The following is a 26,673-nucleotide window of genomic DNA, read 5'->3' on the forward strand; positions in this document are numbered from 1 at the left end:
TAACTCCAGGAGAGAATAAATGAAAAAAGCACTGCAAGTCGCAATGTTCAGTCTGTTTACTGTTATTGGTTTTAATGCCCAGGCTAACGAACATCATCATGAAACTATGAGTGAAGCACAACCGCAGGTGATTAGCGCCACCGGTGTGGTAAAAGGCGTTGATCTGGAAAGCAAAAAAATCACCATCCATCACGATCCGATTGCCGCAGTCAACTGGCCGGAGATGACAATGCGTTTTACCATCACCCCGCAGACGAAAATGAGCGAAATAAAAACCGGCGACAAAGTGGCGTTTAATTTTGTCCAGCAGGGCAACCTTTCTTTATTACAGGATATTAAAGTCAGCCAGTAACCCAGGTTTAATTCAATGAAAAAAATCGCGCTTATTATCGGCAGCATGATCGCGGGCGGTATTATTTCTGCGGCAGGTTTTACCTGGTTTGCAAAGGCGGAACCGCCAGTGGAAAAAACGCCAACCGCAGAACGTAAAATCTTATTCTGGTACGACCCGATGTATCCCAATACGCGGTTCGATAAACCAGGTAAATCGCCGTTTATGGATATGGATCTGGTGCCGAAATATGCCGATGAAGAGAGTTCTGCGTCTGGTGTGCGCATTGACCCGACCCAGACGCAGAACCTTGGGGTGAAAACGGCTACCGTCACGCGCGGGCCGCTGACTTTTGCCCAGAGTTTCCCGGCGAATGTCAGCTACAACGAGTATCAGTATGCCATTGTGCAGGCTCGCGCCGCCGGGTTTATCGACAAGGTGTATCCGCTTACCGTGGGTGATAAAGTGAAAAAAGGCGCGCCGCTTCTCGACCTGACCATTCCCGACTGGGTGGAAGCGCAGAGTGAGTATTTACTGCTGCGCGAAACCGGCGGCACGGCGACCCAGACCGAAGGTATTCTTGAACGCCTGCGACTGGCGGGAATGCCGGAGGCCGATATTCGCCGCCTGATCGCCACGCAAAAAATCCAGACTCGCTTTACGCTCAAAGCGCCCATTGATGGCGTGATCACCGCGTTTGATCTGCGCGCGGGAATGAATATTGCCAAAGATAACGTGGTCGCGAAAATTCAGGGTATGGATCCGGTGTGGGTCACTGCCGCGATCCCGGAGTCCATCGCCTGGCTGGTGAAAGATGCCTCGCAGTTTACGCTCACCGTTCCGGCGCGACCCGATAAAACGCTCACCATCCGCAAATGGACGCTGCTACCCGGCGTAGATGCCGCGACCCGCACTTTGCAACTGCGTCTGGAAGTCGACAACGCCGACGAGGCGCTAAAGCCGGGAATGAACGCCTGGTTGCAACTCAACACCGCCAGCGAACCGATGCTGCTCATTCCGTCACAGGCGCTGATTGATACCGGCAGCGAACAGCGGGTGATTACCGTTGATGCCGACGGGCGCTTTGTACCGAAACGCGTTGCCGTTTTCCAGGCATCGCAAGGCGTCACCGCGTTACGCTCTGGTCTGGCGGAAGGGGAAAAGGTGGTTTCAAGCGGCCTGTTCCTGATTGATTCTGAAGCCAATATTTCTGGTGCGCTGGAGCGGATGCGCTCTGAAAGTGCTACCCACGCGCATTGAGGGAATAACCAATGATTGAATGGATTATTCGCCGCTCGGTGGCGAACCGTTTTCTGGTGCTGATGGGCGCATTGTTTCTGAGCATCTGGGGCACCTGGACCATCATTAACACGCCAGTGGATGCACTGCCGGATCTCTCTGATGTGCAGGTGATTATTAAAACCAGCTATCCCGGTCAGGCTCCGCAACTCGTTGAAAATCAGGTGACTTATCCGCTAACCACCACCATGTTGTCGGTGCCTGGCGCGAAGACTGTGCGCGGTTTCTCGCAGTTTGGCGACTCTTATGTGTATGTCATTTTCGAAGATGGCACCGATCCGTACTGGGCGCGCTCGCGGGTGCTGGAGTACCTCAACCAGGTGCAGGGTAAGCTGCCAGCGGGTGTCAGCGCCGAGCTGGGGCCAGACGCCACGGGCGTTGGCTGGATCTATGAATATGCGCTGGTGGATCGCAGCGGTAAGCACGATCTGGCTGATTTACGCTCATTGCAGGACTGGTTTCTCAAATATGAGCTAAAAACCATCCCTGACGTTGCGGAAGTGGCGTCGGTGGGCGGCGTAGTTAAAGAGTATCAGGTGGTTATCGATCCCCAGCGCCTGGCGCAATATGGCATCACACTCGCCGAAGTGAAAAGCGCGCTGGATGCCTCAAACCAGGAAGCGGGTGGTTCGTCGATTGAACTGGCGGAAGCGGAATATATGGTGCGCGCCAGCGGCTATCTGCAAACGCTCGACGACTTTAATCTCATCGTTTTAAAAGCCAGTGAAAATGGCGTGCCCGTTTATTTGCGTGATGTTGCGAAAGTCCAGGTAGGGCCGGAAATGCGCCGGGGCATTGCGGAACTGAACGGCGAAGGCGAAGTCGCTGGCGGGGTGGTGATCCTGCGTTCCGGCAAAAATGCCCGTGAAGTGATCGCCGCCGTGAAGGACAAACTGGAAACGCTGAAAAGCAGTCTGCCGGAAGGCGTGGAGATAGTTACAACATACGATCGCAGTCAGCTCATTGACCGCGCCATCGACAACCTCAGCGGCAAGCTGCTGGAAGAGTTTATTGTGGTGGCGATAGTCTGCGCGCTGTTTCTCTGGCATGTGCGCTCGGCGCTGGTGGCGATTATTTCGTTGCCGCTGGGGTTGTGTATTGCTTTTATTGTCATGCACTTCCAGGGGCTGAATGCCAATATTATGTCGCTGGGCGGTATTGCGATTGCCGTCGGGGCGATGGTCGATGCCGCTATCGTCATGATCGAGAATGCCCATAAAAGGCTGGAAGAGTGGCAGCACCAGCATCCTGACGCCACGCTGGATAATAAAACGCGCTGGCAGGTGATCACCGATGCATCTGTGGAAGTGGGGCCGGCGCTGTTTATCAGTCTGCTGATTATCACGTTGTCGTTTATCCCAATCTTCACTCTGGAAGGGCAGGAAGGGCGTCTGTTTGGTCCGCTGGCGTTCACCAAAACTTATGCCATGGCAGGCGCGGCGCTGCTGGCGATCGTGGTGATCCCCATTCTGATGGGCTACTGGATCCGTGGCAAAATTCCGCCAGAAAGCAGTAATCCGCTCAATCGCTTTTTGATTCGTATTTACCATCCGCTGTTGCTGAAAGTACTGCACTGGCCGAAAACCACGCTGCTGGTGGCGGCGCTTTCGGTGCTGACGGTTCTCTGGCCGCTGAATAAAGTTGGCGGGGAATTTTTACCGCAGATCAATGAAGGCGATCTTCTGTATATGCCATCGACGCTGCCGGGGATTTCCGCGTCGGAAGCAGCGAGTATGCTGCAAAAAACCGACAAGCTGATTATGAGCGTACCGGAAGTGGCGCGGGTGTTTGGCAAAACCGGGAAAGCGGAAACTGCCACCGACTCCGCTCCGCTGGAGATGGTAGAAACGACCATCCAGCTTAAGCCGCAGGATCAGTGGCGGCCTGGCATGACGATGGACAAAATCATCGAAGAGCTGGATAACACCGTGCGGCTACCGGGGCTGGCGAATCTGTGGGTGCCGCCAATTCGTAACCGTATTGATATGCTCTCAACCGGCATTAAAAGCCCCATCGGCATTAAAGTGTCCGGCAATGTGCTGGCGGATATCGACGCGATGGCGGAGCAAATTGAAGAAGTTGCGCGAACGGTGCCAGGCGTGGCTTCTGCTCTTGCCGAACGTCTGGAAGGTGGGCGCTATATCAATATTGAGATTAACCGTGAAAAAGCCGCGCGTTACGGTATGACGGTGGCGGATGTGCAGTTGTTTGTCACCTCTGCGGTGGGTGGGGCGATGGTTGGCGAAACGGTGGAAGGAATTGCCCGTTATCCAATTAATCTGCGTTATCCGCAAAGCTGGCGCGATAGTCCGCAGGCGCTGCGCCAGTTGCCGATCCTGACGCCGATGAAGCAGCAAATCACCCTGGCAGACGTGGCCGACGTTAAAGTCTCTACCGGACCGTCGATGCTGAAAACCGAAAATGCGCGCCCGACGAGCTGGATTTATATCGATGCCCGCGATCGTGACATGGTGTCGGTGGTTCACGATTTGCAAAAAGCGATAGCTGAAAAAGTGCAGTTAAAACCGGGCACCAGCGTGGCATTCTCCGGGCAGTTCGAGCTACTGGAGCGCGCCAACCATAAGCTGAAACTCATGGTGCCGATGACGTTGATGATCATCTTCGTGCTGTTGTATCTGGCGTTCCGTCGCGTGGGGGAAGCGTTACTGATTATCAGCAGCGTACCGTTTGCGCTGGTGGGGGGCATCTGGTTGCTGTGGTGGATGGGCTTTCATCTTTCCGTCGCGACGGGCACCGGTTTTATCGCTCTCGCCGGGGTCGCCGCCGAGTTTGGCGTGGTGATGCTGATGTATTTACGTCACGCCATAGAGGCAGAGCCGTTGCTGGATAACCCGCAGACCTTTAGCGAGCAGAAACTGGATGAGGCGTTGTATCACGGCGCGGTACTGCGCGTGCGCCCGAAAGCGATGACGGTGGCGGTGATTATCGCCGGTCTGCTGCCGATTCTGTGGGGAACGGGGGCGGGTTCCGAAGTGATGAGCCGTATCGCCGCGCCGATGATTGGCGGCATGATCACCGCACCTTTGCTGTCGCTGTTTATTATCCCGGCGGCGTATAAGCTGATGTGGTTGCATCGGCATCGGGTACGGAAATAAAAGCAGGATACCCGGTTTAACTGTGTGGATTGTGTCTTGCGACGACCAGCACTAAATGTTAAAAGGAGCCCCTCAATAAAAAAGACACACAGGGGAAAGGCGTGAAAAACGCGTCAACCGTATCGGAAGATACTGCGTCGAATCAAGAACCGACGCTTCATCGGGGATTACATAACCGTCATATTCAGCTAATTGCGCTGGGTGGCGCTATTGGTACTGGTCTGTTTCTTGGCATTGGTCCGGCGATTCAGATGGCGGGGCCGGCTGTATTGCTGGGCTACGGCGTTGCCGGGATCATCGCTTTCCTGATTATGCGCCAGCTCGGTGAGATGGTGGTTGAAGAGCCGGTATCCGGTTCGTTTGCCCACTTTGCCTATAAATACTGGGGACCGTTTGCGGGCTTCCTCTCCGGCTGGAACTACTGGGTGATGTTTGTGCTGGTGGGAATGGCAGAGCTGACCGCTGCGGGCATCTATATGCAGTACTGGTTCCCGGATGTTCCCACCTGGATCTGGGCTGCTGCCTTCTTTATTATCATCAACGCCGTTAACCTGGTGAACGTGCGCTTGTATGGTGAAACTGAGTTCTGGTTCGCGCTGATTAAAGTGCTGGCGATTATCGGCATGATCGGTTTTGGCCTGTGGCTGCTGTTCTCTGGTCACGGCGGCGAGAAAGCCAGTATCGACAACCTCTGGCGCTACGGTGGTTTCTTTGCCACTGGCTGGAATGGGCTGATTTTGTCGCTGGCGGTGATTATGTTCTCCTTCGGCGGTCTGGAGCTGATTGGGATTACTGCCGCTGAAGCGCGCGATCCGGAAAAAAGCATTCCGAAAGCGGTAAATCAGGTGGTTTATCGTATCCTGCTGTTTTATATCGGTTCACTGGTGGTTTTACTGGCGCTCTACCCGTGGGTGGAAGTGAAATCCAACAGTAGCCCGTTTGTGATGATTTTCCATAATCTCGACAGCAACGTGGTAGCTTCTGCGCTGAACTTCGTCATTCTGGTGGCGTCGCTGTCGGTATATAACAGCGGAGTTTACTCCAACAGCCGGATGCTGTTTGGCCTCTCTGTACAGGGGAATGCGCCGAAGTTCCTTACCCGTGTTAGCCGTCGCGGCGTGCCGATCAACTCGTTGATGCTTTCCGGAGCGATCACCTCACTGGTGGTGTTGATTAACTATCTGCTGCCGCAAAAAGCGTTTGGTTTGCTGATGGCGCTGGTGGTAGCAACGCTGCTGCTGAACTGGATTATGATCTGCCTGGCGCATCTGCGTTTTCGTGCAGAGATGCGACGTCAGGGGCGAGAAACACAGTTTAAGGCACTGCTCTATCCGTTCGGCAACTATCTTTGCATTGCCTTCCTCGGCATGATTTTGGTGCTGATGTGCACGATGGATGATATGCGCTTGTCAGCAATTTTGCTGCCGGTGTGGATTGTGTTCCTGTTTGTGGCGTTTAAAACGTTGCGTCGGAAATAAGGCATTCACGCTACATCCGACAAAACGATGTCAACCATCCGAAGCCGCTCTCATCCATTCGATGAGAGCGGTTTTTTAATTATTGCTTAAATGCACCCGCCAGAGAGCGAATATCATTGCCGGTTGGCGACTGATGAAGTCGCAGACCAAACTCTTCGACGATGGCAAATATATGGTCGAAAATATCAGCCTGAATGCTTTCATATTCCAGCCACACTACGGTATTGGTAAACGCATATATCTCAAGCGGTAAACCATTATCGCCCGGTGCAAGCTGACGTACCATTAAGGTCATATCTTTACGAATACGTGGATGGTTACGTAGATATTCGTTCAGATAGGCACGAAAGGTTCCAATATTTGTCATTCGGCGCAGATTTAATACTGACTCCGTAGACCCTTGCTGGCGGTTCCACTCATTAATTTCCTGATGTCGGCTGGTTAAATAAGGCTTTAACAGATGCGCTTTATTCAGCCGTTGCATTTCGGTTTCATCAAGAAAGCGAATACTGGTGACATCAATACTGATACTGCGTTTAATGCGTCGTCCACCAGAGGCTGACATTCCGCTCCAGTTTTTAAAGGAGTCAGAAACCAGAGACCAGGTGGGAATAGTGGTAATGGTATTGTCCCAGTTACGCACCTTGACGGTGGTTAAACCAATATCGATCACCGCGCCATCCGCGCCGTATTTCGGCATTTCCAGCCAGTCGCCCAGTTTCAGCATATCGTTCGCGGAAAGCTGAATACCTGCCACCAGACCAAGAATCGGATCTTTAAATACCAACATCAGCACGGCAGCCATTGCGCCAAGACCACTGATCAGAATGGTCGGTGACTGACCAATCAGCAGTGAGATCATCAATATGCCGACCAGAATCGCGCCGATCAGCTTTATCCCCTGAAATATCCCTTTTAGCGGTAACTGTTTTGCTGCCGGGAATTTCTGTGCCAGATTTAAAATAACATCCAGCAACGAGAAGACTGAAAGCAGCGCATACATCATGATCCACAACTGCGCGCAGGTGGTCAGAATATCAGCCGCTTCGGTGCCTTTTTGCAGCCAGAATACCGCCTGAATATTGACGATAATCCCCTGCAGGGTAAAAGCTAAACGATGAAATAGTTTATTCTGGGTAATGATTTGCAGCCACAGCCGTGAACTGGCAATGGCGCGTTTTTCGAAGGTACGTAGTACCACCCAGTGCAAAATAATATGCACTACAACGGCGGTCAGAAAAATAATACCGAAAATCATCACCATTGAGGTGGTGTGATCAATCTCAATACCCGCTAAATCTTCAACCTGGGATATTAAATTCTGCATAACGTCTCCTGTATACAACAGCGGCCTATGATGACGGCTGAAACAGGGTTATGCAAATCAGGAGAATCTGATGTGAAATAGCCGGGATCAGTTCCCGGCTATAAAGGAGAATTACACTTCAGTTAAGGTGATACTTTGTGGCAGACGAGATTTCGGCAGGGTAGCGTTAAAATCTTCCACGCTGTGATGGCCTACCGGCACGACCACCAGACTGGTGTAACCCTTCTCTTTCAAACCAAATTCTTCATCGAGGATCGCCGCGTCAAAACCTTCGATTGGCACCGCGTCCAGACCCAGTGCAGCAACGCCCAGCAGGAAGTTACCGACGTTGAGATAAACCTGTTTTGCCATCCACTCTGCATCATCATGCAGATCTTTACGGTGCATATCGGCGAAGAACTTACGGCCTTTATCGTTCGCCGCTTTGGCTTCCGGCGTGGCAAAGCGACCATCGGCATCTTCCTGGTCAACAACCAGCTTCAGCCAGGCATCGTCCATTGCGGTTTTCGCGCAGAACACCACGACGTGCGAGGCATCAAGCATTTTACGTTCGTTGAACACGTAATTGTCGGCGGCGGATTTAGCGACACGCGCTTTACCTTCTTCCGTGCTGGCCACAATAAAATGCCATGGCTGGGAGTTGGTGCTGGATGGGCTGTACTGCAACAGGGTTTTGATCTGCTCGGCTTGTTCCGGGGTAAGTTTTTTGCTGGCATCAAATGCCTTAGTGGAATGACGCTTTAAGGCGACAGAAATGATATCCATAAAGACTCCTTGTGAAAGATGTTTGTGTGCCAGCAGATTACAAGGATCAAAGTAAAATGGTAAGCGAGAAAAATGCTCTATAGATTTCCGTTTTAACCAGGGCGCAGCCTTTTTTGATCGCGTTTAGCTAAGCCATCAACCACTAAATTCCATGAGTCGTTGATCAGATCGCTGAGCAACGATTCAGAGATTTCCTCGCCGGGATACACCGAAATCCAGTGCTTTTTATTCATGTGATACCCAGGCTTAATGCTCGGATATATCTGCTGATTTAACAGGGATTTTTGTGGATCGGACTTCAGATTTATGAAGGGGACGCCGCGCAGCTCCGACGACAGCATAAAAATCTTGCCGCCAATTTTAAAGACATCGAACTCTGGGCCAAACGGCCAGCAAAGCTCGACGAAGGGTAACTCAAGGGCAAGGCGTTTCGCCGTTTCGTGCAGTGATTGCTTATCCATAAACGTTCCTTAAGGCGAAGGAGAATAAGCAAAGTATGCCGCGAAGTACGGCGATAATCGACGTTTAATCCGCCAGCGAGAACCAGCGTCGCCAGATAAATCTAAGAATAAAATATTCAATAGCGCCCAGCACTAAAAACCACAGACAAAATAACAATGTGTAAAGCTGGCTAAGATCCATTAAATGGAACTTGGTCATTAGTTTTTGTGCCAGCGTCAGCCCCAGCGCAGGGGCGGGCAGCAGCAGGCAAGAGAGGAAAGCCATCAGCAAAATGCCTGCTGCGGTAGTCAAGGTTTCTAAGGGGTGTTTCATAACATTGTTAAATGTAAGTTAAAACACCATTGTCGGGGATATTTCTGCGTAACGCAATTCTCAGCTTAGTCTCCAGCCCAAATCTCACAATGCTTTTTCACCAGTCCAATCAGCGAGCCGCCATCGGCGACGAAATCTCGCATCAGCTGCGCTTCATTCAGACCGCTGATAACCTGGCGGTGCAGTGCTTCAATTGCACTCGATGCCCCAATTTTCTGTGCAGAAGGGGTGATTTTTTCCAGCAATCGCAAGGTGTCTTCCGTTAGTGGTCGACGATCGCCGGTGTGCGGATCGGTAACGACGCCTTCCAGACCATAACGGCAGGCCTGGAAACGGTTGAATTTATACAGCAGATAATCTTTCTCCTGATGTTTGAACGGGCGTTCCGTCAGTAACCAGTGGGCGGTGGCCTGAATCAATCCCGCCATATTTACCGCATGGCTAAGGGTTAACGGGGTATCCATCACCCGAACCTCCACCGTGCCAAAATGGGGGCTGGGGCGAATATCCCAGTGCAAATCTTTAATGCTGTCGATCATCGTGGTGTAACTCAGGCAGCGAAACAGGGCTTCAAATTGTTGCCAGTTACTGACCCACGGCATTGGACCATTATCGGGAAAGGCAGAAAAAATATTCGGTCGTGAGGAGGCAAAACGTGTATCCGTTCCCTGCATATACGGCGATGCGGCAGAAAGGGCGATAAAGTGCGGCACAAACCTCGATAAGCCGTGCAGCAAATAAATAGCGTCATCGCCACTGGCACAGCCAACGTGCACGTGTTGACCAAAAACCGTCGCCTGCTGAATAAGATAGCCGAAGTTTTCCAGCGTCCGTTGATAACGCTCGTTATCGCACACCTCCTGACGCTGCCATTTCTGAAACGGATGCGTACCACCACCGCAAATTTCCAGATGATGATCTGCCGCAGCTTGCAAAACGACTTTCTGCATCGCTGAAAATTGCCCGGCGGCCTGGTTGATATCACGGCAAACATCTGTCGCCAGCTCCAGCATACTTTCGGTGATATCGTGCTTCACTTCCCCGGCAGTGACCTGATTTTTAACGGCGTCAATCAGCGTTGAAGAGTCCTGGCTAAGGTCATAGCCTGGCGGATTAACCACCTGCATTTCCAGTTCAATACCGAGGGTAAAAGGTTCAGAAATATGAAACTCAGGTAATGGCATAGGTTTCTCTTATGTTGGCATTTTCATTCCAGTATAGAAGTGGCAGCGGCAGGGCGAGATGCGGAAGTTCTGGAATGTTTCTTTTTTTGGTGGTGGTGAACTGATTGCTACTGAAGCAATTTGGCTACTTTTGCAAAGTGACCAGTAGTGGCAGAGCTGGCTGGCGGCGAAGAATTTTGACGATTGGGGCGAGCAGAAAAAAACTGGCTTAGCTTCGGTTGATCAAATGAGTAGTGAGAAGTCCGAAACAGGATTAACTGTATAAATAAACAGCCATTTTGCTAAGGCAGGGTAAGATAGCTGCGGGTGCCTGAAGCTTTCCAGTTTCAGGTTAACTCTGAGGTCTGGAAAGATGAAGCCCCAGGACGATATTTCTATCACACTCTGGGGCTGCCACTCCAAACCAGACAATTTGGATGGTAGTCCCTTCTTCGCATGGAGGCAATATAAACATGCTGACGAAATATGCCCTTGTGGCAGTCATAGTGCTGTGTTTAACGGTGCTGGGATTTACGCTTCTGGTCGGAGACTCGCTGTGTGAGTTTACGGTGAAGGAACGTAATATTGAGTTCAGGGCTGTTCTCGCTTACGAACCGAAGAAGTAGCCGCTGTGTGGGGAGCAATCCCCGCATATCCGGTTGTCAGGTCAGGAATGGTAAGGCACCTGCTTTACACTTTCGCCCGCAGTCAGCAATGGCTGCGGGCGATCTCGTTTTAAGGCAATGATGAGTTTTGCCGGCCGAAGTCCGGAACAGGATTTACTGTATAAATAAACAGCTATTTTATTAAGGCAGGGTAAGATAACGGTGGGTGCCTGAAGCTTTCCAGTTTCAGGTTAACTCTGAGGTCTGGAAAGATGAAGCCCCAGGACGATATTTCTATCACACTCTGGGGCTGCCACTCCAAACCAGACAATTTGGATGGTAGTCCCTTCTTCGCATGGAGGCAATATAAACATGCTGACGAAATATGCCCTTGTGGCAGTCATAGTGCTGTGTTTAACGGTGCTGGGATTTACGCTTCTGGTCGGAGACTCGCTGTGTGAGTTTACGGTGAAGGAACGTAATATTGAGTTCAGGGCTGTTCTCGCTTACGAACCGAAGAAGTAGCCGCTGTGTGGGGAGCAATCCCCGCATATCCGGTTGTCAGGTCAGGAATGGTAAGGCACCTGCTTTACACTTTCGCCCGCAGTCAGCAATGGCTGCGGGCGAATCGCACCGGGTATTGTCAATTAATCGTGTTGGCACAGCGTGATGACTCTCTTTTCTTTTATCTGCCAGTGCACAGCAAACTTCTCATCCTCTCGACGAATGATGATCTGCTGTTTATTCCAGTTAATTATTTGATAATCCAGAAAACCTTGATCTGTCTGTAACTTGCTTGCCTTAAACGCACTCTCTTTCGCTGAAAATGCCAGTGTAAGCGCCACAGAAAAGGGTAAATCGCTGGCTACAAGCGGCTCGTATTCTGCTGGTGTCATAATGCTGTCTTTCAGCTCTTCCGCTGCTTGTGCAGAGAGAATCTCTTCGATATCAATACCTGTTGGTTGATGGGATACCACAGCTAATGCCGTAGTCTGGCAGTGACTAATACTGCCGTATAACCCGGCAGGCCAAAGTGGCTGGCGACGTTCACCGACAGGGGGGGCGTTCTTAAAGCCAAATTCCCTTAAAGCATGAACAGCAGCAATCCGTCCGGCTAAATGTTCGGCTTTGCGTTTACGTCCGGCATATTGCAGTTGCGCATAATGCGGCAGCCAGAGTAAATCCTGCTCACAAAAACTTGCCGGCTCAAACTCAACAAAATGCAGCGTATGTCCGGCAAAGGGGAGGGAGGTATGCGTAGTTTTCATGTCGACCATATTAGAGACTGATGACAAACGCAAAACTGCCTGATGCGCTACGCTTATCAGGCCTACACTATCCTGCAATATATTGAATTGGCAAGATTTTTGTAGGCCGGATAAGGCGTTCACGCCGCATCCGGCATGAACGACGCGCACTTTGTCAACAATCTGACGTTAGCATCAGAAGTGAGTATTAATACTCATATACCACGTACGTCCCGGTTCGTTATAGGTATACGCCCCGGCACCCGCGATATAGTTGGCTCCTGCCAAATCACCTGTGGTCTGGGCATTACCCGCACGCCACAAACGCTTGTCGAACAGGTTGTCCACGCCGCCAGTCAGACTGACGTTCTTCGTCACATCCCAGGTCGCGCTCAGACCCACAATGCTGTACGGACTGATTTCTTTGGTTTCCGGGCCAACCGCTGGCTGGCCTTTGTAGTTGTACTTCTTCGGCTGCTGCTTGCCGTACCAGGTGAAGGTCGTTTGCATCGACAAATCTTCCCGTGCCTGCCAGCTCAGCGTTGAGTTCAACGTATATTCCGGGATGATCGATAAACGGTCGCCCGTGGTTTTGTTTTCACTCTTCAGCATATAAGTGATGTTGTTGGTCCACATCACCGTTTCGCTAACCGGTACGTTTAACGATCCTTCCAGACCTTCAACCACCGCTTTCGGCACGTTATCCCACTGATAGAGATCGGTGCCGACTGCGTTTTGCCCTACAGCCACATAGCCCGCTTCAATCTTATTGCGATAATCGTTACGGAACCAGGTGACGCCCGCCAGCCAGCCGTCGCGTTTGAACTCCAGACCAATCTCTTTGTTGATGCTGGTTTCCGCTTTCAGGTCATCGTTACCTTGCAGATAGCAGCCGCCCGCGCTGGCATAGCAGCCCTGACCTTTACTGTAGAGAATATAGTTCGGGTTAGTCTGGTACAGACTCGGCGCTTTATAAGCACGGGCGATGCCCATTTTCAGCGTGAAGTCATCGCCTAAACCTTGCGATATGTTCAGCGCCGGGCTCCAGTTATCGCCAACAATACTGTGATGATCGAAACGCAGTCCCGGTGTCACGATGGTGCTGTCAGTCAGCTCCATGTTGTTTTCGGCAAACAGCGAGAAAATTTCTGCTTTTGAATATGGGCTACGGTCGGTGGCACTCACACCATCAATAGCACCGCCGGTATTCGTCCCGGTCAACGCCTGGGTGTTGGAACTTAAATCCTTCATCCGCTGCTGATTCCACTCCGTACCCAGCGTCAGCGTCTGGTTAACGAGGAAATCAATCGGCAGGTTAACTTCGCTGTGCAGCATCACGTCATCAAGATCGATATCGACGAAATCCTGTGTCGCTTTTTCGTTAAATTTCCCTTCGGTGCCGCCCGCCAGACCTTCCGGAATACGCGAGTTGCGGGTGTGTTCATACTGCACCCAGTTACTGGTGGTCACTCCGTTATCCCAGCCACCGTTCCAGGTCAGCGAGTAGTTCTGGCGATACAGACGGTTGGTTTCATCGCCGTATTTAGAGCGGGTATAAGCGTCGGAGTTGGTGTTCTGGGTATCGCCTGCATACAGGTTGCCCTGGCGGCTGTAACCCGCTTCCAGTTCCAGCGATTGCAGAGGCGCGAAGTCCCAACGAACTACGCCGTTAATATCTTTGTTGATCACCCCTTCGCGCCCGGCTGGTAGGGTAGTTGCATAGGTTCCGGCACGCGCGGACTGATGGCCCTGGTTGATATCCCACGCGTCGGCCTGGGTTTTGTCGAGGTTACCATACAAGCGGAAACTGAATTCATCGCCCAGCGGACCGGTCAGGCTGAAGTTGGTGCGTTTGGTGGCGCCTTCCTCTTTATGTTCTGGGGCGTTGAAATAAGCATCCCAGGAACCGTGCCACTCACCGCTGCCTTTTTTGGTAATGATGTTAACCACGCCGCCCGCCGCGCCGTTGCCATAACGTGCAGCCGCCGGGCCACGCAAAACTTCAATACGTTCAATCATCTCCGGCGGCACCCAGGAGGTATCACCACGGGTATCGCGCTCGCCGCGCCAGCCCTGACGCACCGAATTGCGGCTGCTGACCGGTTTACCGTCAATCAAAATAAGCGTGTTTTCTGGGCCCATGCCGCGAATATCAATCTGGCGGTTATTACCACGCTGACCGCTGGTGGAGTTACCGGTCAGGTTAACGCCTGGCATGGTACGGATAATCTCCGATACATCGCGGGCAACCGGGTTTTTGCGGATTTCATCTGCGGTGATGGTCGAAACGCCAGGCGCCTGCAAGTTCTGCTCGGCGGCGGTAACGACAATGGTATCGTCATGTGAAACAGGGGTATCGGTTGGCTCTTGTGCCTGCGCTACCCCATAAATCCCCAGGTTGACCAACAAGGCCAGGGAATGAATCTTCTTGTTCATTGTTTTATTCCTGCATTTTTGCCACGAATTGCAACTGTCGGGCATGGTCGTCATCAGCATGACGCCTCCCGCTACCGCGAAAACCTTTGATCCTGAAAGACACGCAGTGCAGTTGGTTAATTAATGTGCGCGCTTGACATGGCGCGCCAATACGCTATTGCAAATGCAAATAGTTATCAATAATATTATCAATGTATTTCTGTAATCAATAAAAAATTGCACAGTAAACATGGGGTTATGGTGTGACGGCGTTAAACGTGGGAAGTGAGAGCTGGTGGCTGTCGAAACATGGCCCGGAATGGCAGCGTCTTAATGACGAAATATATCAGGTCACTTTCTGGTGGCGTGACCCTCAAGGTTCTGAAGACCGCTCGACGGTAAAGCGCGTATGGGTTTATATCACTGGCGTTACCGATCACCATCAGAACAGCCAGCCCCAGTCGATGCAGCGCATTGCAGGCACCAACGTCTGGCAGTGGACGACACAACTCAGTGCTAACTGGCGCGGCAGCTACTGTTTTATTCCCACCGAACGCGATGACATTTTTTCTGCACCATCACCCGATCGCCTCGAATTACGCGAAGGCTGGCGAAAACTATTACCCCAGGCGATAGCCGATCCGCTGAATCCGCAAAGCTGGAAAGGAGGGCGAGGGCACGCTGTTTCCGCACTCGAAATGCCGCAAGCGCCCCTGCAACCCGGCTGGGATTGTCCGCAAGCCCCCGCTAACTCAGCGAAAGAAATAACCTGGAAAAGTGAACGGTTGGGAAATTCACGTCGTGTATGGATTTTTACCACCGGCGATGCGCCAGTCGAAGAGCGTCCGTTAGCTATTCTGCTCGATGGTGAATTTTGGGCGCAAAGTATGCCCGTCTGGCCTGCGTTAACTTCGCTGACCCGTCGTCAGCAGCTTCCTCCCGCCGTGTATGTGTTGATTGACGCCATCGACACCACGCACCGTGCCCGCGAACTTCCGTGTAATGCGGATTTCTGGCTGGCAGTACAGCAAGAGTTATTACCCATGGTGAAAGCTATTGCCCCTTTTAGCGATCGCGCCGATAGCACTGTTGTCGCCGGGCAAAGTTTTGGTGGACTTTCCGCGCTGTATGCCGGACTACACTGGCCTGAACGCTTTGGCTGTGTATTAAGCCAGTCAGGATCGTACTGGTGGCCGCATCGGGGCGGGCAGCAAGAGGGCGTGTTACTTGAACAGCTTAAAGCTGGTGAAGTTAGCGCCGAAGGTCTGCGTATTGTGCTGGAGGCAGGGATTCGCGAACCGATGATTATGCGAGCTAACCAGGCGCTGTATGCGCAACTATATCCTATAAAAGAATCCATTTTCTGGCGTCAGGTTGACGGCGGACATGATGCACTTTGTTGGCGCGGTGGCTTGATGCAGGGGCTAATTGACCTCTGGCAACCACTTTTCCATGACAGGAGTTGAATATGGCATTCAGTAATCCCTTCGATGATCCACAGGGAGCGTTTTACATTTTGCGCAATGCGCAGGGGCAATTCAGTCTGTGGCCGCAACAATGCACCTTACCGACAGGCTGGGACGTTGTGTGTCAGCCGCAGTCACAGGCGTCCTGCCAGCAATGGCTGGAAGCCCACTGGCGTACCCTGACACCGACGAATTTTACCCGGCAGCAGGAGGCGCAATGAGCCAGCATTTACCTTTAGTTGCGGCGCAACCCGGCATCTGGATGGCAGAAAAACTGTCAGATTTACCCTCTGCCTGGAGCGTAGCGCATTACGTTGAGTTAACCGGAGATGTTGATGCACCGCTGCTGGCCAGCGCGGTGGTTGCCGGATTAGCACAAGCGGATACGTTGCGGATGCGTTTTACGGAAGATAACGGTGAAGTCTGGCAATGGGTCGATGATGCGCTGACGTTTGAACAGCCAGAAATTATCGACCTGCGAACCAATATTGATCCGCATGGTACTGCGCAGGCATTAATGCAAGCCGATTTGCAACAAAACCTGCGCGTCGATAGCGGTAAACCGCTGGTCTTTCATCAGTTAATTCAGGTGGCGGATAACCGCTGGTACTGGTATCAGCGTTATCACCATTTGCTGGTCGATGGCTTCAGTTTCCCGGCCATTACCCGCCAGATCGCCAATATTTACTGTGCGTGGCTGCGTGGCGAACCAACGCCCGCTTCGCCGTTTACGCCTTTCGCTGAAGTGGTGGAAGAGTACCAGCAGTACCGCGAAAGCGAGGCCTGGCAGCGTGATGCGGCATTCTGGGCGGAACAGCGTCGCCAACTGCCGCCACCTGCGTCACTTTCGTCTGCACCTTTAGCGGGGCGCGGCGCCTCGGCAGATATTCTGCGCCTGAAACTGGAATTTACCGACGGAGAATTCCGCCAGTTGGCAGCCCAACTGCCAAACGTACAACGTACCGATTTAGCTCTTGCGCTGGCGGCTTTATGGCTGGGGCGATTGTGCAACCGCATGGACTACGCCGCCGGATTCATCTTTATGCGTCGAATGGGATCGGCGGCGCTGACGGCCACCGGCCCCGTGCTCAACGTTTTACCGTTGGGTATTCACATTGAAGCGCAAGAAACGCTGTCACAACTGGCAACCCGACTGGCGGCACAACTGAAAAAAATGCGCCGCCATCAACGCTACGACGCCGAACAAATTGTCCGTGACAGTGGGCGAGCGGCAGGAGAGGAACCGCTGTTCGGTCCGGTACTCAATATCAAGGTATTTGATTACCAACTGGATATTCCGGGGGTTCAGGCGCAAACCCACACTCTGGCAACCGGTCCGGTTAATGACCTTGAACTGGCGCTGTTCCCGGATGAACACGGTGGTTTGAGTATTGAGATCCTCGCCAATAAACAGCGTTACGATGAGCCAACGTTAATCCAGCACGCCGAACGCCTGAAAATGTTGATTGCCCAGTTCGCCGCGAATCCGGCGCTGTTGTGCGGCGATGTCGATACTATGTTGCCAGGTGAGTATGCACAGTTGGCGCAGATCAACGCCACACAGGTAGAAATCCCTGAAACCACGCTGAGCGCGCTGGTGGCAGAACAGGCAGCCAAAACGCCGGATGCTCCGGCACTGGCTGACGCTCATTATCAGTTCAGCTATCGGGAGATGCGTGAACAGGTGGTGGCGCTGGCGAATCTGCTGCGTGAGCGCGGCGTTAAACCTGGCGACAGCGTGGCGGTGGCGCTACCGCGCTCGGTCTTTTTGACCCTGGCGCTACATGCGATAGTTGAAGCAGGTGCGGCCTGGCTACCGCTGGATACGGGTTATCCGGACGATCGTCTGAAAATGATGCTGGAAGATGCGCGTCCGTCGCTGTTAATTACCACAGACGATCAACTGCCGCGCTTTAGCGATGTTCCCAATTTAACCAGCCTTTGCTATAACGCCCCGCTTACTCCACAGGGCAGTGCGCCGCTGCAACTTTCACAACCGCACCACACGGCTTATATCATCTTTACCTCTGGTTCAACCGGCAGGCCGAAAGGGGTAATGGTCGGGCAGACGGCTATCGTCAACCGCCTGTTATGGATGCAAAGCCACTATCCGCTTACAGGCGAAGATATCGTTGCCCAAAAAACGCCGTGCAGTTTTGATGTCTCGGTGTGGGAGTTTTTCTGGCCGTTTATTGCGGGGGCGAAACTGGTGATGGCAGAGCCAGAGGCGCACCGCGATCCGCTCGCTATGCAACAATTCTTTGCCGAATATGGCGTGACGACCACGCACTTTGTTCCCTCGATGCTGGCGGCGTTTGTTGCTTCACTGACACCGGAAACTGCCCGGAAAAGTTGTGCGACGTTGAAACAGGTTTTCTGTAGCGGTGAAGCGTTACCGGTCGATTTATGCCGCGAATGGCAACAGTTAACCGGCGCGCCGTTACATAATCTTTATGGCCCAACGGAGGCAGCGGTGGATGTTAGCTGGTATCCGGCTTTTGGCGAGGAACTGGCACAAGTACGCGGCAGCAGCGTGCCAATTGGTTATCCGGTGTGGAACACGGGGCTGCGTATTCTTGATGCGATGATGCATCCGGTGCCGCCGGGTGTGGCGGGCGATCTCTATCTCACTGGCATTCAACTGGCGCAAGGGTATCTTGGACGACCCGATCTGACCGCCAGCCGCTTTATTGCCGACCCTTTCGCTCCTGGTGAACGCATGTACCGTACCGGAGACGTTGCTCGTTGGCTGGAAAATGGCGCGGTGGAATACCTCGGGCGTAGTGACGATCAGCTAAAAATTCGTGGTCAGCGTATTGAACTGGGCGAAATCGACCGCGTAATGCAGGCGCTGCCGGATGTCGAGCAGGCGGTTACCCACGCCTGTGTGATTAACCAGGCGGCAGCAACCGGCGGCGACGCGCGCCAGTTGGTCGGGTATCTGGTGTCGCAATCAGGCCTGCCGCTGGATACCAGCGCATTACAGGCGCAGTTGCGCGAAACGTTGCCACCGCATATGGTGCCCGTCGTTCTGCTGCAACTTCCGCAGTTGCCGCTTAGCGCCAATGGCAAGCTGGATCGTAAAGCTTTACCGTTGCCGGAATTGAAAGCAAAAACGCCGGGACGAGCGCCGAAAGCGGGCAGCGAAATGATTATCGCCGGGGCGTTCTCGTCATTGCTGGGCTGTGATGTGCAGGATGCCGACGCTGATTTCTTCGCTCTTGGCGGTCATTCACTACTGGCAATGAAACTGGCGGCGCAGTTAAGTCGGCAGTTTGCCCGCCAGGTGACGCCGGGGCAGGTGATGGTCGCGTCAACCGTCGCCAAACTGGCAACGATTATTGATGGTGAAGAAGACAGCTCCCGGCACATGGGATTCGAAACCATTCTGCCGTTGCGTGAAGGTAATGGCCCGACGCTGTTCTGTTTCCATCCTGCGTCTGGTTTTGCCTGGCAGTTTAGTGTGCTCTCGCGTTATCTCGATCCTCAATGGTCGATTATCGGCATTCAGTCGCCGCGCCCTCATGGATCTATGCAGACGGCGGCAAACCTGGATGAAGTCTGTGAAGCGCATCTGGCCACGTTACTTGAACAACAACCTCACGGCCCTTATTACCTGCTGGGTTATTCGCTGGGCGGTACGCTGGCGCAGGGGATTGCAGCGCGGTTGCGTGCCCGTGGCGAACAGGTGGCATTTCTTGGCTTGCTGGATACCTGGCCGCCAGAAACGCAAAACTGGCAGGAAAAAGAAGCTAACGGTCTGGACCCGGAAGTGCTGGCGGAGATTAACCGCGAGCGCGAAGCCTTCCTGGCTGCTCAGCAAGGGAGTGCGTCGACGGAGCTGTTTACCACTATTGAAGGCAACTACGCTGATGCAGTGCGCTTGTTGACCACTGCCCATAGCGTACCGTTTGATGGCAAAGCGACGCTGTTTGTTGCCGAACGTACACTTCAGGAAGGTATGAGTCCTGAACGCGCCTGGTCGCCGTGGGTAGCTGAGCTGGATATTTATCGTTTAGATTGTGCGCATGTGGATATTATCTCGCCAATGGCGTTTGAAAAAATTGGACCAATTATTTTGGCGACGCTAAAAAAATAACTTTATCTTAAATAAAATCCATAATTACTGTAAATGATTGTGGATTTTATTATTTATTATTATGATGAATCCTCAGTTGCTTCTCTGAAAACACGCTTAATGTTGTGTTCGGTGAGGGGAATTTACAAAGTTCAGCTTCGGATAATTCTTGCTAACTGATAAAGTGAGCGCCGTGGAGATTTAATCTTATTGGACTCATTTCAGGTCATATCGCATGTCATCACTGAATATTAAGCAGGGAAGCGATTCTCATTTTCCCGATTATCATCTGGCGTCGCCCAGTAATAATGAAATTGATTTACTTAAACTTATCGAAGTTTTGTGGTACGCAAAAACGCGGGTAATAGCGGTGGCTTTAGCCTTTGCCTGTATTGGGTTACTGGTGTCTTTCATTTTGCCGCAAAAATGGACCAGCTCGGCAGTTATCACGCCCGCAGAGGCTGTCCAGTGGCAAGATCTGGAGAAGGTCTTCACCAAACTCCGCGTGCTGGATCTGGATGCCAATATCGATCGCAACGGTGTGTTTAACCTGTTTATCAAGAAATTTCAGTCTGTGAGTTTATTGGAAGACTATCTGCGTTCATCACCTTATGTCATGGATCAATTAAAAGAGGCGAAGATTGATGAACAGGAGCTGCATCGCGCTATTGTTACATTGAGCGAAAAAATGAAAGCGGTTGATGACAACGCCAGTAAGAAAAAAGATGAGCCCGCGTTGTATACCTCCTGGACATTAAGTTTCACTGCGCCAACCAGTGAAGAAGCGCAGACAGTATTGGCTGGTTATATCGATTATATCTCAACGTTGGTGGTGAAAGAGTCGATAGAAAACATACGTAATAAACTGGAAATCAGAACCCAGTTTGAAAAAGAAAAACTGGCTCAGGATCGCATTAAAACGAAAAACCAGCTTGATGCAAATATTCAGCGGCTCAATTATTCACTGGATATTGCCAATGCGGCAGGAATTAAAAAGCCTGTTTATAGTAATGGTCAGGCTGTTAAAGATGACCCTGATTTTTCTATTTCTCTCGGCGCAGACGGTATTGAACGTAAACTTGAAATTGAAAAATCAGTCACCGATGTTGCGGAACTGAACGTTGAATTACGTAATCGTCAATATCTTGTCGATCAATTAACAAAAGCAAATGTCAACGATGTTACTTTTCCGCCATTTAAATATCAGTTGCGTCCATCCTTGCCGGTGAAAAAAGACGGTTCAGGAAAAGCGATTATTGTGATCCTTTCCGCCTTGATCGGCGGTATGGTTGCTTGTGGCAGTGTGCTCTTACATCATGCAATGGCATCCAGAAAACAGGATGCCATGATGGAAGATCGGTTAGTTTAAATCACGGCGGTTGATGGTGCCGTTCGTCCGAGCGGCACCACTAATGGCGTTCCGGCTACCGGATCGTCAATAATCATGCAGCGCAGACCGTAAATACGCTCGATCAATTCAGCAGTGACAATCTCTTTCGGCGCCCCCTGAGCGACAATTTTTCCTTCCCGCAGCGCAATCAAATGGCTGGCGTAGCGACAGGCCTGATTAAGATCGTGCAGCACCGCCGCCAGCGTATAGCCTTTCTCGCGGTTCAGTTCGCTTAATAACTCCAGTAAATCAATTTGATGACTGATATCCAGCCAGGTGGTCGGCTCGTCGAGCAGCATAATCGCCGTTTCCTGTGCCAGCACCATGGCGATCCACGCTCGCTGCCGTTGCCCACCGGAAAGGGTATCCACGCTTTGATTCGCCAGATGGGTAATTCCTGTGGCCTGCATCGCTTTCGTTACCGCTTCTTCATCTTCTTTGCGCCAGCGGGTAAACAGCGGTTGATGTGGATAACGACCACGCGCCACCAGCTCCTGCACGGTGATATCGCCCGGCGTGGTAGCGTTTTGCGCCAGCAGACCAATCCGGCGTGCGACCTCTTTACTGGCGTAATGTTGAATCTGTTCGCCATCCAGCCAGACATGCCCGTGGGCAGGCGTCATCAGGCGGCTTAAGGTACGCAGTAATGTGGATTTACCGCAGCCATTTGGTCCGATAATTGCCGTGAAGTGACCATCAGGAATTTCTACAGTCAGATTTTCCGCAACGGTATATTTGCCATATCCCAGGGTTAACTGTTCGCCGCGCAAACGGGCTACTGATTCGGTCATTTTTTGCGAGACTCCTGAATTAACAAGACGATAAGGTAAATACCGCCGAGGCTGACGGTAACGACGCCAACCGGAAGTTGATACGGCATAAACAGTTGTTGGGCGCAGAGATCGGCCGCCAGCAGTAACAGCGCCCCGCACAGCGCCGCCTGGGTCAGCCCCCAGCGAGCGGTGCCGCTAATGCGCCGGGCAATGTGCGGCGCGACTAAAGCAATAAAGGAAATCGGCCCCGCCAGGGCCGTTGCCGCAGCGGTAAGCACCACCGCCACCAGCATCATTAACAGACGCGAGCGTTCGACGCTGACGCCCAGCGCGCAGGCGGTATCATCGCCCATCTCCAGCAAGCGCATCCGGCGTACCAACAAGGCGGCGGCAATTAGCATCAATATAATGATTGGCGCGGAAGGCCAGGTTTTTGTCCACGTCAGGCCGTTAAGCGATCCGGCATTCCATAATCCTGCGGTTAGTGCCGTTTCTAAAGACGCTTTCAGCAATAGCCAGGTATTAAAGGCCACCAGCATGGCGCGAACGCCGATGCCGATAATAATCAGCCGAAATGTGTCGATGCCGTTGCGCCATGCAAGCAGCCAGACCAGTAGAGAAGTGACAATACCGCCTGCCATTGCTGCCAGCGCGATAGCTGTCAGATCCTGACCAAACAGCACCATCGCCACCAGTACGCCGCTCCACGCTCCGGTGTTAAAGCCCATTACGTCAGGGCTGCCGAGCGGGTTACGCATCAACGACTGAAAAATCGCGCCGCTGACGCCCAGCGCCGCGCCAATCAACAGCGCCATCAGCACGCGCGGTAAACGCCATTCGGTGACCACCATCGTCATACTGCGTGGTGCGTCACCCATCAGCGCGGCGAATACCTGCGAGGTTTCCAGTGGCACGGTGCCACTGCGTAATCCCCAAACACTTGCTACCGCACAGGCAGTTATCAACAGCAAACAGGTGATGATTAATCGGCGAGAGACGTAAATCATGCGCCACCTCGCGTTTTACGTCGCACGAGGAAGATTAGCACCGGCGCACCAATAAACGCACTGACCACAGAAACGCGCAGCTCGCCGGGAACAATCACCCGCCCGATGATATCGGCAAACAGCAGCAGGGCAGGGGTAGCAAGTAGCGTGACGGGCAGCGACCAGCGATGATCGGCACCTACCAGCCAGCGCGCCATGTGCTGCATCATCAGGCCAATAAAGGCAATCGGGCCGACCACCGCCGTCGCACTTCCGCAAAGCACGGTAATCGCCAGCAGACCAATCAACTGTGTCCGCGCCACGCGGCTGCCCAGCGCCGTCGCGGTGTCGCTGCCGAGGCTCAAACTGTTCAGCGCGCGGCTCAGTAATAGCGAGGTTGCTCCGGCGAGTAGCACCGGGATCAGCACCACTTTTAAGGTGTGTAGATTGCGAATATCCAGCGAACCGGCTTGCCAGAAACGCAGTTGATCGTAGACGTCAGGATTAAGCAGGGCGATACCGCTGGTCAGCCCTTCCAGCACCGCCGCCAGCGCCACGCCCGCCAGGGTTAAACGCACCGGACTTAACTGCCCGCCGCCCTGGCTACCGGTAAAGGCAACAATCAATGAGGCCACCAGCGCACCAGCGAAGGCCATCGCCAGTTGTTCCTGCGCGGATGAGTAACCAAACAGCGCCGCGCCCAGCACAATGGCAAAGCTGGCTCCGGCGTTCACGCCAAGCAAACCAGGGTCGGCAAGTGGGTTTCGGGTGAGGGTTTGCATTAACGCCCCGGCAAGACCAAGCGCACCGCCTGCCAGCAATCCGGCAAGGGTGCGCGGCAGTCGCGCGTCGAGCACGATGGTGCAGTCGGCGCTCTGGCAGGTGCCGGAGAGGGCCTCCAGCACGACGGAGGCGGGGAGTGATTTTGCCCCAATGAGCAGGCTTAATGCCGTCGCGATAATCAGTAATAACAGCAATCCGGGCACGGCAATGGCGCGTGTCACGGCAACAGAACCAGACATACGAACTTCCATGATAATGAAATTAATTATCGTTATCGATCTTATTTGGATATGTTAGCATGTGCAGCCTAAGAATAGGTATTTAAAATATTTGATGGCAAGGCATTGTAATGAATAAACAATCCTGGCTGCTTAACCTCAGCCTGTTGAAAACGCACCCGGCGTTTCGCGCAGTATTCCTCGCTCGTTTTATCTCTATTGTTTCTCTGGGTTTGCTCGGCGTCGCGGTGCCGGTGCAGATCCAGATGATGACGCATTCTACCTGGCAGGTGGGGCTTTCGGTGACGCTCACCGGCAGCGCGATGTTTGTTGGCCTGATGGTTGGCGGCGTGCTGGCAGATCGCTATGAGCGCAAAAAAGTGATTCTGCTGGCGCGCGGCACTTGTGGCATTGGTTTTATTGGCCTGTGTTTGAATGCGCTGCTGCCGGAGCCATCACTGCTGGCAATCTATTTACTCGGATTATGGGATGGTTTTTTCGCATCGCTTGGCGTTACGGCGCTACTGGCGGCGACACCTGCACTGGTAGGGCGTGAAAACTTAATGCAGGCCGGGGCGATCACCATGTTGACCGTGCGCCTGGGATCGGTGATTTCGCCCATGATTGGCGGTTTACTGCTGGCGACTGGCGGCGTAGCCTGGAACTACGGGCTGGCGGCGGCGGGAACGTTTATTACCCTGCTGCCGTTGTTAAGCCTTCCGGCGCTGCCACCGCCGCAGCAGCCGCGTGAGCATCCGCTGAAATCGCTTCTGGCAGCGTTTCGTTTTCTGCTCGCCAGCCCGCTGGTGGGGGGAATTGCGCTGCTGGGTGGTTTATTGACGATGGCGAGTGCGGTGCGGGTACTGTATCCGGCGCTGGCTGACAACTGGCAGATGTCGGCGGCACAGATTGGTTTTCTCTATGCGGCGATCCCGCTCGGTGCGGCTATTGGCGCGTTAACCAGCGGAAAGCTGGCGCATAGCCCGCGACCAGGGTTATTGATGCTGCTCTCCACGTTGGGATCGTTCCTCGCCATTGGTCTGTTTGGCCTGATGCCGATGTGGATTTTAGGTGTGGTTTGTCTGGCGCTTTTCGGCTGGCTGAGCGCGGTTAGTTCGTTGCTGCAATACACAATGCTGCAAACGCAAACTCCGGAAGCAATGTTAGGGCGGATTAACGGTTTGTGGACGGCGCAGAACGTGACGGGCGATGCCATAGGCGCGGCGCTGCTGGGCGGTCTGGGGGCGATGATGACACCGGTTGCTTCCGCAAGCGCGAGCGGTTTTGGTTTGTTGATTATCGGCGTGTTGTTGCTGCTGGTGCTGGTGGAGTTGCGGCGTTTTCGCCAGACGCCGCCACAAGCGGCAGCGTCTGAGAATTAGTTAAAGGTGCATTTTCCCCTCACCCTAACCCCGGAAGGGAGAGGGGACTGTTTGTGCTCTAATCGTATGTTTTATCAACCTTTTTTAAACAGTGAATTAAGCCTGTCCAGCACTTGCATGGCGCTGTAGTAATCCAGTCGGAACGTCTCGGTTCCCAGCGCATAAACCTGCTTGTTTTGTACTGCAGGCAGGTGCGCGAGCAGCGGATTGGCATAAATAGCATCGGCGTCTTTCTGATCACCGGCGAACAGGAATAGTGACTCGCCATTTAACCCTGCCGCCAGATTTTCCCCACCAAGCTGAATGATGTCATGGCGTTTGCCCTGGCTTTGGCTGACGTTTAACCCTGCGGGCAACTTCGCCAGCGTAAAGCCGAGTTGTTCCAGCATCTGCCCTTGTGCTGATTCCGGCGTCCAGAGATTGGCACTGTGCGCGGCAGCAGTATAAACAATGGCAGTTACTGGCTGCGGCGGTAATTTGATTTGCTCTTTCGCCGCCGCCAGTTGCTTATCAAACTGTGCAATCCGCTCTGCCGCTTGTTTCTCATGCCCGGTAATTTCGCCAAGCTGCGTTAACAGCGACTGCCAGCTTTTGTCGTCGTAATTGATGATTAATGTCGGGGCGATGGTGGAAAGCTGATCATACAGCGCCAGCGCCGAATCACCGCCGGTTGCGCTAATTAAAATCAGATCCGGCATTTGCGCGGCAACGGCTTCTGCACTCGGTTCGCCGATATAGAGCCGTTGCAGTTTGCGTTCTTTCGCCACCTTGCTCCACTGGCGTAAAAAGCCCTGGTCATCCGCGACGCGGTTATTTGGCGTGGTCGCGCCGCTGGCGATCACCGGAGCATCAATCGCCAGCAGTGAGCCGGTCAGGGTGACGCTGGTGGAAACAATACGCTGCGGCTGGCTTTCCAGGGTATGAGTGCCACGGCTGTCAGTAATCTGACGCGGCCAGTCGGCAGCCTGAACTGCGGCTATTCCTGAAAGCAAAAGTCCTGTTAATAGAAGGGCGTTGCGGTAGAGCGAGGCGAGTCTCACAAATCAGCTTCCTGTTATTAATGAAGTTAATGCTTCT

22 protein-coding genes are annotated in these 26,673 nt (G+C 52.9%); 11 read left to right on the plus strand and 11 right to left on the minus strand.

Annotated features, from left to right (window positions below; all coding sequences use genetic code 11):
• Positions 1-19 precede the first annotated feature (19 nt).
• The 4 genes from cusF to pheP all read left to right on the plus strand — a co-directional run bounded on the left by cusF (position 20) and on the right by pheP (position 6,224).
• Positions 20-352 carry a Cu(+)/Ag(+) efflux RND transporter periplasmic metallochaperone CusF gene (gene cusF / locus HEM79_RS05710; RefSeq protein ID WP_000709873.1) on the plus strand — a complete coding sequence of 111 codons (333 nt, stop codon included), beginning with the start codon at positions 20-22 and terminating at the stop codon, positions 350-352.
• A gap of 15 nt (positions 353-367) precedes the next feature.
• On the plus strand, positions 368-1,591 hold the full coding sequence (cusB, locus tag HEM79_RS05715; protein WP_176242999.1) for a Cu(+)/Ag(+) efflux RND transporter periplasmic adaptor subunit CusB: 1,224 nt from the start codon (positions 368-370) through the stop codon (positions 1,589-1,591).
• Positions 1,592-1,602: 11 nt separating this feature from the next.
• The gene (cusA, locus tag HEM79_RS05720; RefSeq protein WP_176242998.1) at positions 1,603-4,746 is read left to right on the plus strand and encodes a Cu(+)/Ag(+) efflux RND transporter permease subunit CusA; all 3,144 of its coding nucleotides are present in this window, start codon (positions 1,603-1,605) and stop codon (positions 4,744-4,746) included.
• A 101-nt stretch (positions 4,747-4,847) separates the two neighbouring features.
• The gene (gene pheP, locus HEM79_RS05725; RefSeq protein ID WP_176242997.1) at positions 4,848-6,224 is read left to right on the plus strand and encodes a phenylalanine transporter; all 1,377 of its coding nucleotides are present in this window, start codon (positions 4,848-4,850) and stop codon (positions 6,222-6,224) included.
• Between the two features lie 79 nt (positions 6,225-6,303).
• Here the strand turns inward: pheP and ybdG are convergent, their stop codons facing one another.
• From ybdG to HEM79_RS05750, 5 genes are all read right to left on the minus strand, one after another.
• Positions 6,304-7,551 (minus strand): mechanosensitive ion channel YbdG, encoded by a 1,248-nt coding sequence (ybdG, locus tag HEM79_RS05730; RefSeq protein ID WP_176242996.1) that lies wholly within the window; start codon positions 7,549-7,551, stop codon positions 6,304-6,306.
• Positions 7,552-7,662: 111 nt separating this feature from the next.
• Positions 7,663-8,316 (minus strand): oxygen-insensitive NAD(P)H nitroreductase, encoded by a 654-nt coding sequence (gene nfsB, locus HEM79_RS05735; protein ID WP_021550396.1) that lies wholly within the window; start codon positions 8,314-8,316, stop codon positions 7,663-7,665.
• A gap of 92 nt (positions 8,317-8,408) precedes the next feature.
• The gene (locus HEM79_RS05740; protein ID WP_176242995.1) at positions 8,409-8,777 is read right to left on the minus strand and encodes an MmcQ/YjbR family DNA-binding protein; all 369 of its coding nucleotides are present in this window, start codon (positions 8,775-8,777) and stop codon (positions 8,409-8,411) included.
• A 64-nt stretch (positions 8,778-8,841) separates the two neighbouring features.
• Positions 8,842-9,090, minus strand: a complete 249-nt coding sequence (locus tag HEM79_RS05745; RefSeq protein WP_176242994.1) for a DUF1158 domain-containing protein — start codon at positions 9,088-9,090, stop codon at positions 8,842-8,844.
• Positions 9,091-9,155: 65 nt separating this feature from the next.
• Entirely contained in the window at positions 9,156-10,274 is a 1,119-nt protein-coding gene (locus HEM79_RS05750) for a YbdK family carboxylate-amine ligase (protein WP_176242993.1), read from the minus strand.
• A gap of 452 nt (positions 10,275-10,726) precedes the next feature.
• Here HEM79_RS05750 and hokE (HEM79_RS05755) point away from each other — a divergent pair, with 452 nt between their 5' ends.
• Both hokE (HEM79_RS05755) and hokE (HEM79_RS05760) read left to right on the plus strand, forming a co-directional pair.
• Positions 10,727-10,879, plus strand: a complete 153-nt coding sequence (hokE, locus tag HEM79_RS05755; protein ID WP_000956467.1) for a type I toxin-antitoxin system toxin HokE — start codon at positions 10,727-10,729, stop codon at positions 10,877-10,879.
• A gap of 351 nt (positions 10,880-11,230) precedes the next feature.
• Positions 11,231-11,383 carry a type I toxin-antitoxin system toxin HokE gene (gene hokE / locus HEM79_RS05760; protein ID WP_000956467.1) on the plus strand — a complete coding sequence of 51 codons (153 nt, stop codon included), beginning with the start codon at positions 11,231-11,233 and terminating at the stop codon, positions 11,381-11,383.
• A 122-nt stretch (positions 11,384-11,505) separates the two neighbouring features.
• Here the strand turns inward: hokE (HEM79_RS05760) and entD are convergent, their stop codons facing one another.
• Both entD and fepA read right to left on the minus strand, forming a co-directional pair.
• Positions 11,506-12,126 carry an enterobactin synthase subunit EntD gene (gene entD / locus HEM79_RS05765; protein ID WP_176242992.1) on the minus strand — a complete coding sequence of 207 codons (621 nt, stop codon included), beginning with the start codon at positions 12,124-12,126 and terminating at the stop codon, positions 11,506-11,508.
• Between the two features lie 174 nt (positions 12,127-12,300).
• The gene (gene fepA, locus HEM79_RS05770) at positions 12,301-14,541 is read right to left on the minus strand and encodes a siderophore enterobactin receptor FepA (RefSeq protein ID WP_021550399.1); all 2,241 of its coding nucleotides are present in this window, start codon (positions 14,539-14,541) and stop codon (positions 12,301-12,303) included.
• Positions 14,542-14,783: 242 nt separating this feature from the next.
• Here fepA and fes point away from each other — a divergent pair, with 242 nt between their 5' ends.
• The 4 genes from fes to wzz(fepE) all read left to right on the plus strand — a co-directional run bounded on the left by fes (position 14,784) and on the right by wzz(fepE) (position 21,433).
• Complete coding sequence (gene fes / locus HEM79_RS05775) at positions 14,784-15,986, plus strand: enterochelin esterase (protein WP_176242991.1); 1,203 nt, start codon at positions 14,784-14,786, stop codon at positions 15,984-15,986.
• A gap of 2 nt (positions 15,987-15,988) precedes the next feature.
• Positions 15,989-16,207: an MbtH family protein gene (locus tag HEM79_RS05780; protein WP_176242990.1), complete on the plus strand. Its 219-nt coding sequence runs from the start codon at positions 15,989-15,991 to the stop codon at positions 16,205-16,207.
• A complete protein-coding gene (entF, locus tag HEM79_RS05785) occupies positions 16,204-20,085 on the plus strand; it encodes an enterobactin non-ribosomal peptide synthetase EntF (RefSeq protein ID WP_176242989.1) in 3,882 nt (1,293 codons plus the stop codon). Before HEM79_RS05780 ends, entF begins: the two co-directional genes overlap by 4 nt.
• 214 nt (positions 20,086-20,299) lie before the next feature.
• Positions 20,300-21,433 (plus strand): LPS O-antigen length regulator Wzz(fepE), encoded by a 1,134-nt coding sequence (wzz(fepE), locus tag HEM79_RS05790; protein WP_176242988.1) that lies wholly within the window; start codon positions 20,300-20,302, stop codon positions 21,431-21,433.
• On the opposite strand, the gene fepC is transcribed toward wzz(fepE), so the two are convergent.
• The 3 genes from fepC to fepD are packed head-to-tail and all read right to left on the minus strand — an operon-like array spanning position 21,430 to position 24,235.
• Positions 21,430-22,245: an iron-enterobactin ABC transporter ATP-binding protein gene (fepC, locus tag HEM79_RS05795; protein ID WP_000140655.1), complete on the minus strand. Its 816-nt coding sequence runs from the start codon at positions 22,243-22,245 to the stop codon at positions 21,430-21,432. The two genes, wzz(fepE) and fepC, sit on opposite strands and share 4 nt — an antisense overlap.
• Positions 22,242-23,234, minus strand: coding sequence for an iron-enterobactin ABC transporter permease (fepG, locus tag HEM79_RS05800; RefSeq protein ID WP_000640922.1), 993 nt, complete (start codon positions 23,232-23,234; stop codon positions 22,242-22,244). The genes fepC and fepG overlap by 4 nt, the downstream gene beginning before the upstream one ends.
• Entirely contained in the window at positions 23,231-24,235 is a 1,005-nt protein-coding gene (gene fepD / locus HEM79_RS05805) for a Fe(3+)-siderophore ABC transporter permease (protein ID WP_176242987.1), read from the minus strand. The genes fepG and fepD overlap by 4 nt, the downstream gene beginning before the upstream one ends.
• A gap of 110 nt (positions 24,236-24,345) precedes the next feature.
• Here fepD and entS point away from each other — a divergent pair, with 110 nt between their 5' ends.
• On the plus strand, positions 24,346-25,596 hold the full coding sequence (entS, locus tag HEM79_RS05810; RefSeq protein ID WP_176242986.1) for an enterobactin transporter EntS: 1,251 nt from the start codon (positions 24,346-24,348) through the stop codon (positions 25,594-25,596).
• A gap of 74 nt (positions 25,597-25,670) precedes the next feature.
• On the opposite strand, the gene fepB is transcribed toward entS, so the two are convergent.
• On the minus strand, positions 25,671-26,636 hold the full coding sequence (fepB, locus tag HEM79_RS05815) for a Fe2+-enterobactin ABC transporter substrate-binding protein (protein WP_176242985.1): 966 nt from the start codon (positions 26,634-26,636) through the stop codon (positions 25,671-25,673).
• Positions 26,637-26,673 lie beyond the last annotated feature (37 nt).

Origin of the sequence: Escherichia sp. 93.0816, from assembly GCF_013368855.2 — a bacterium.
Classification (GTDB): Bacteria; Pseudomonadota; Gammaproteobacteria; order Enterobacterales; family Enterobacteriaceae; genus Escherichia; species Escherichia ruysiae.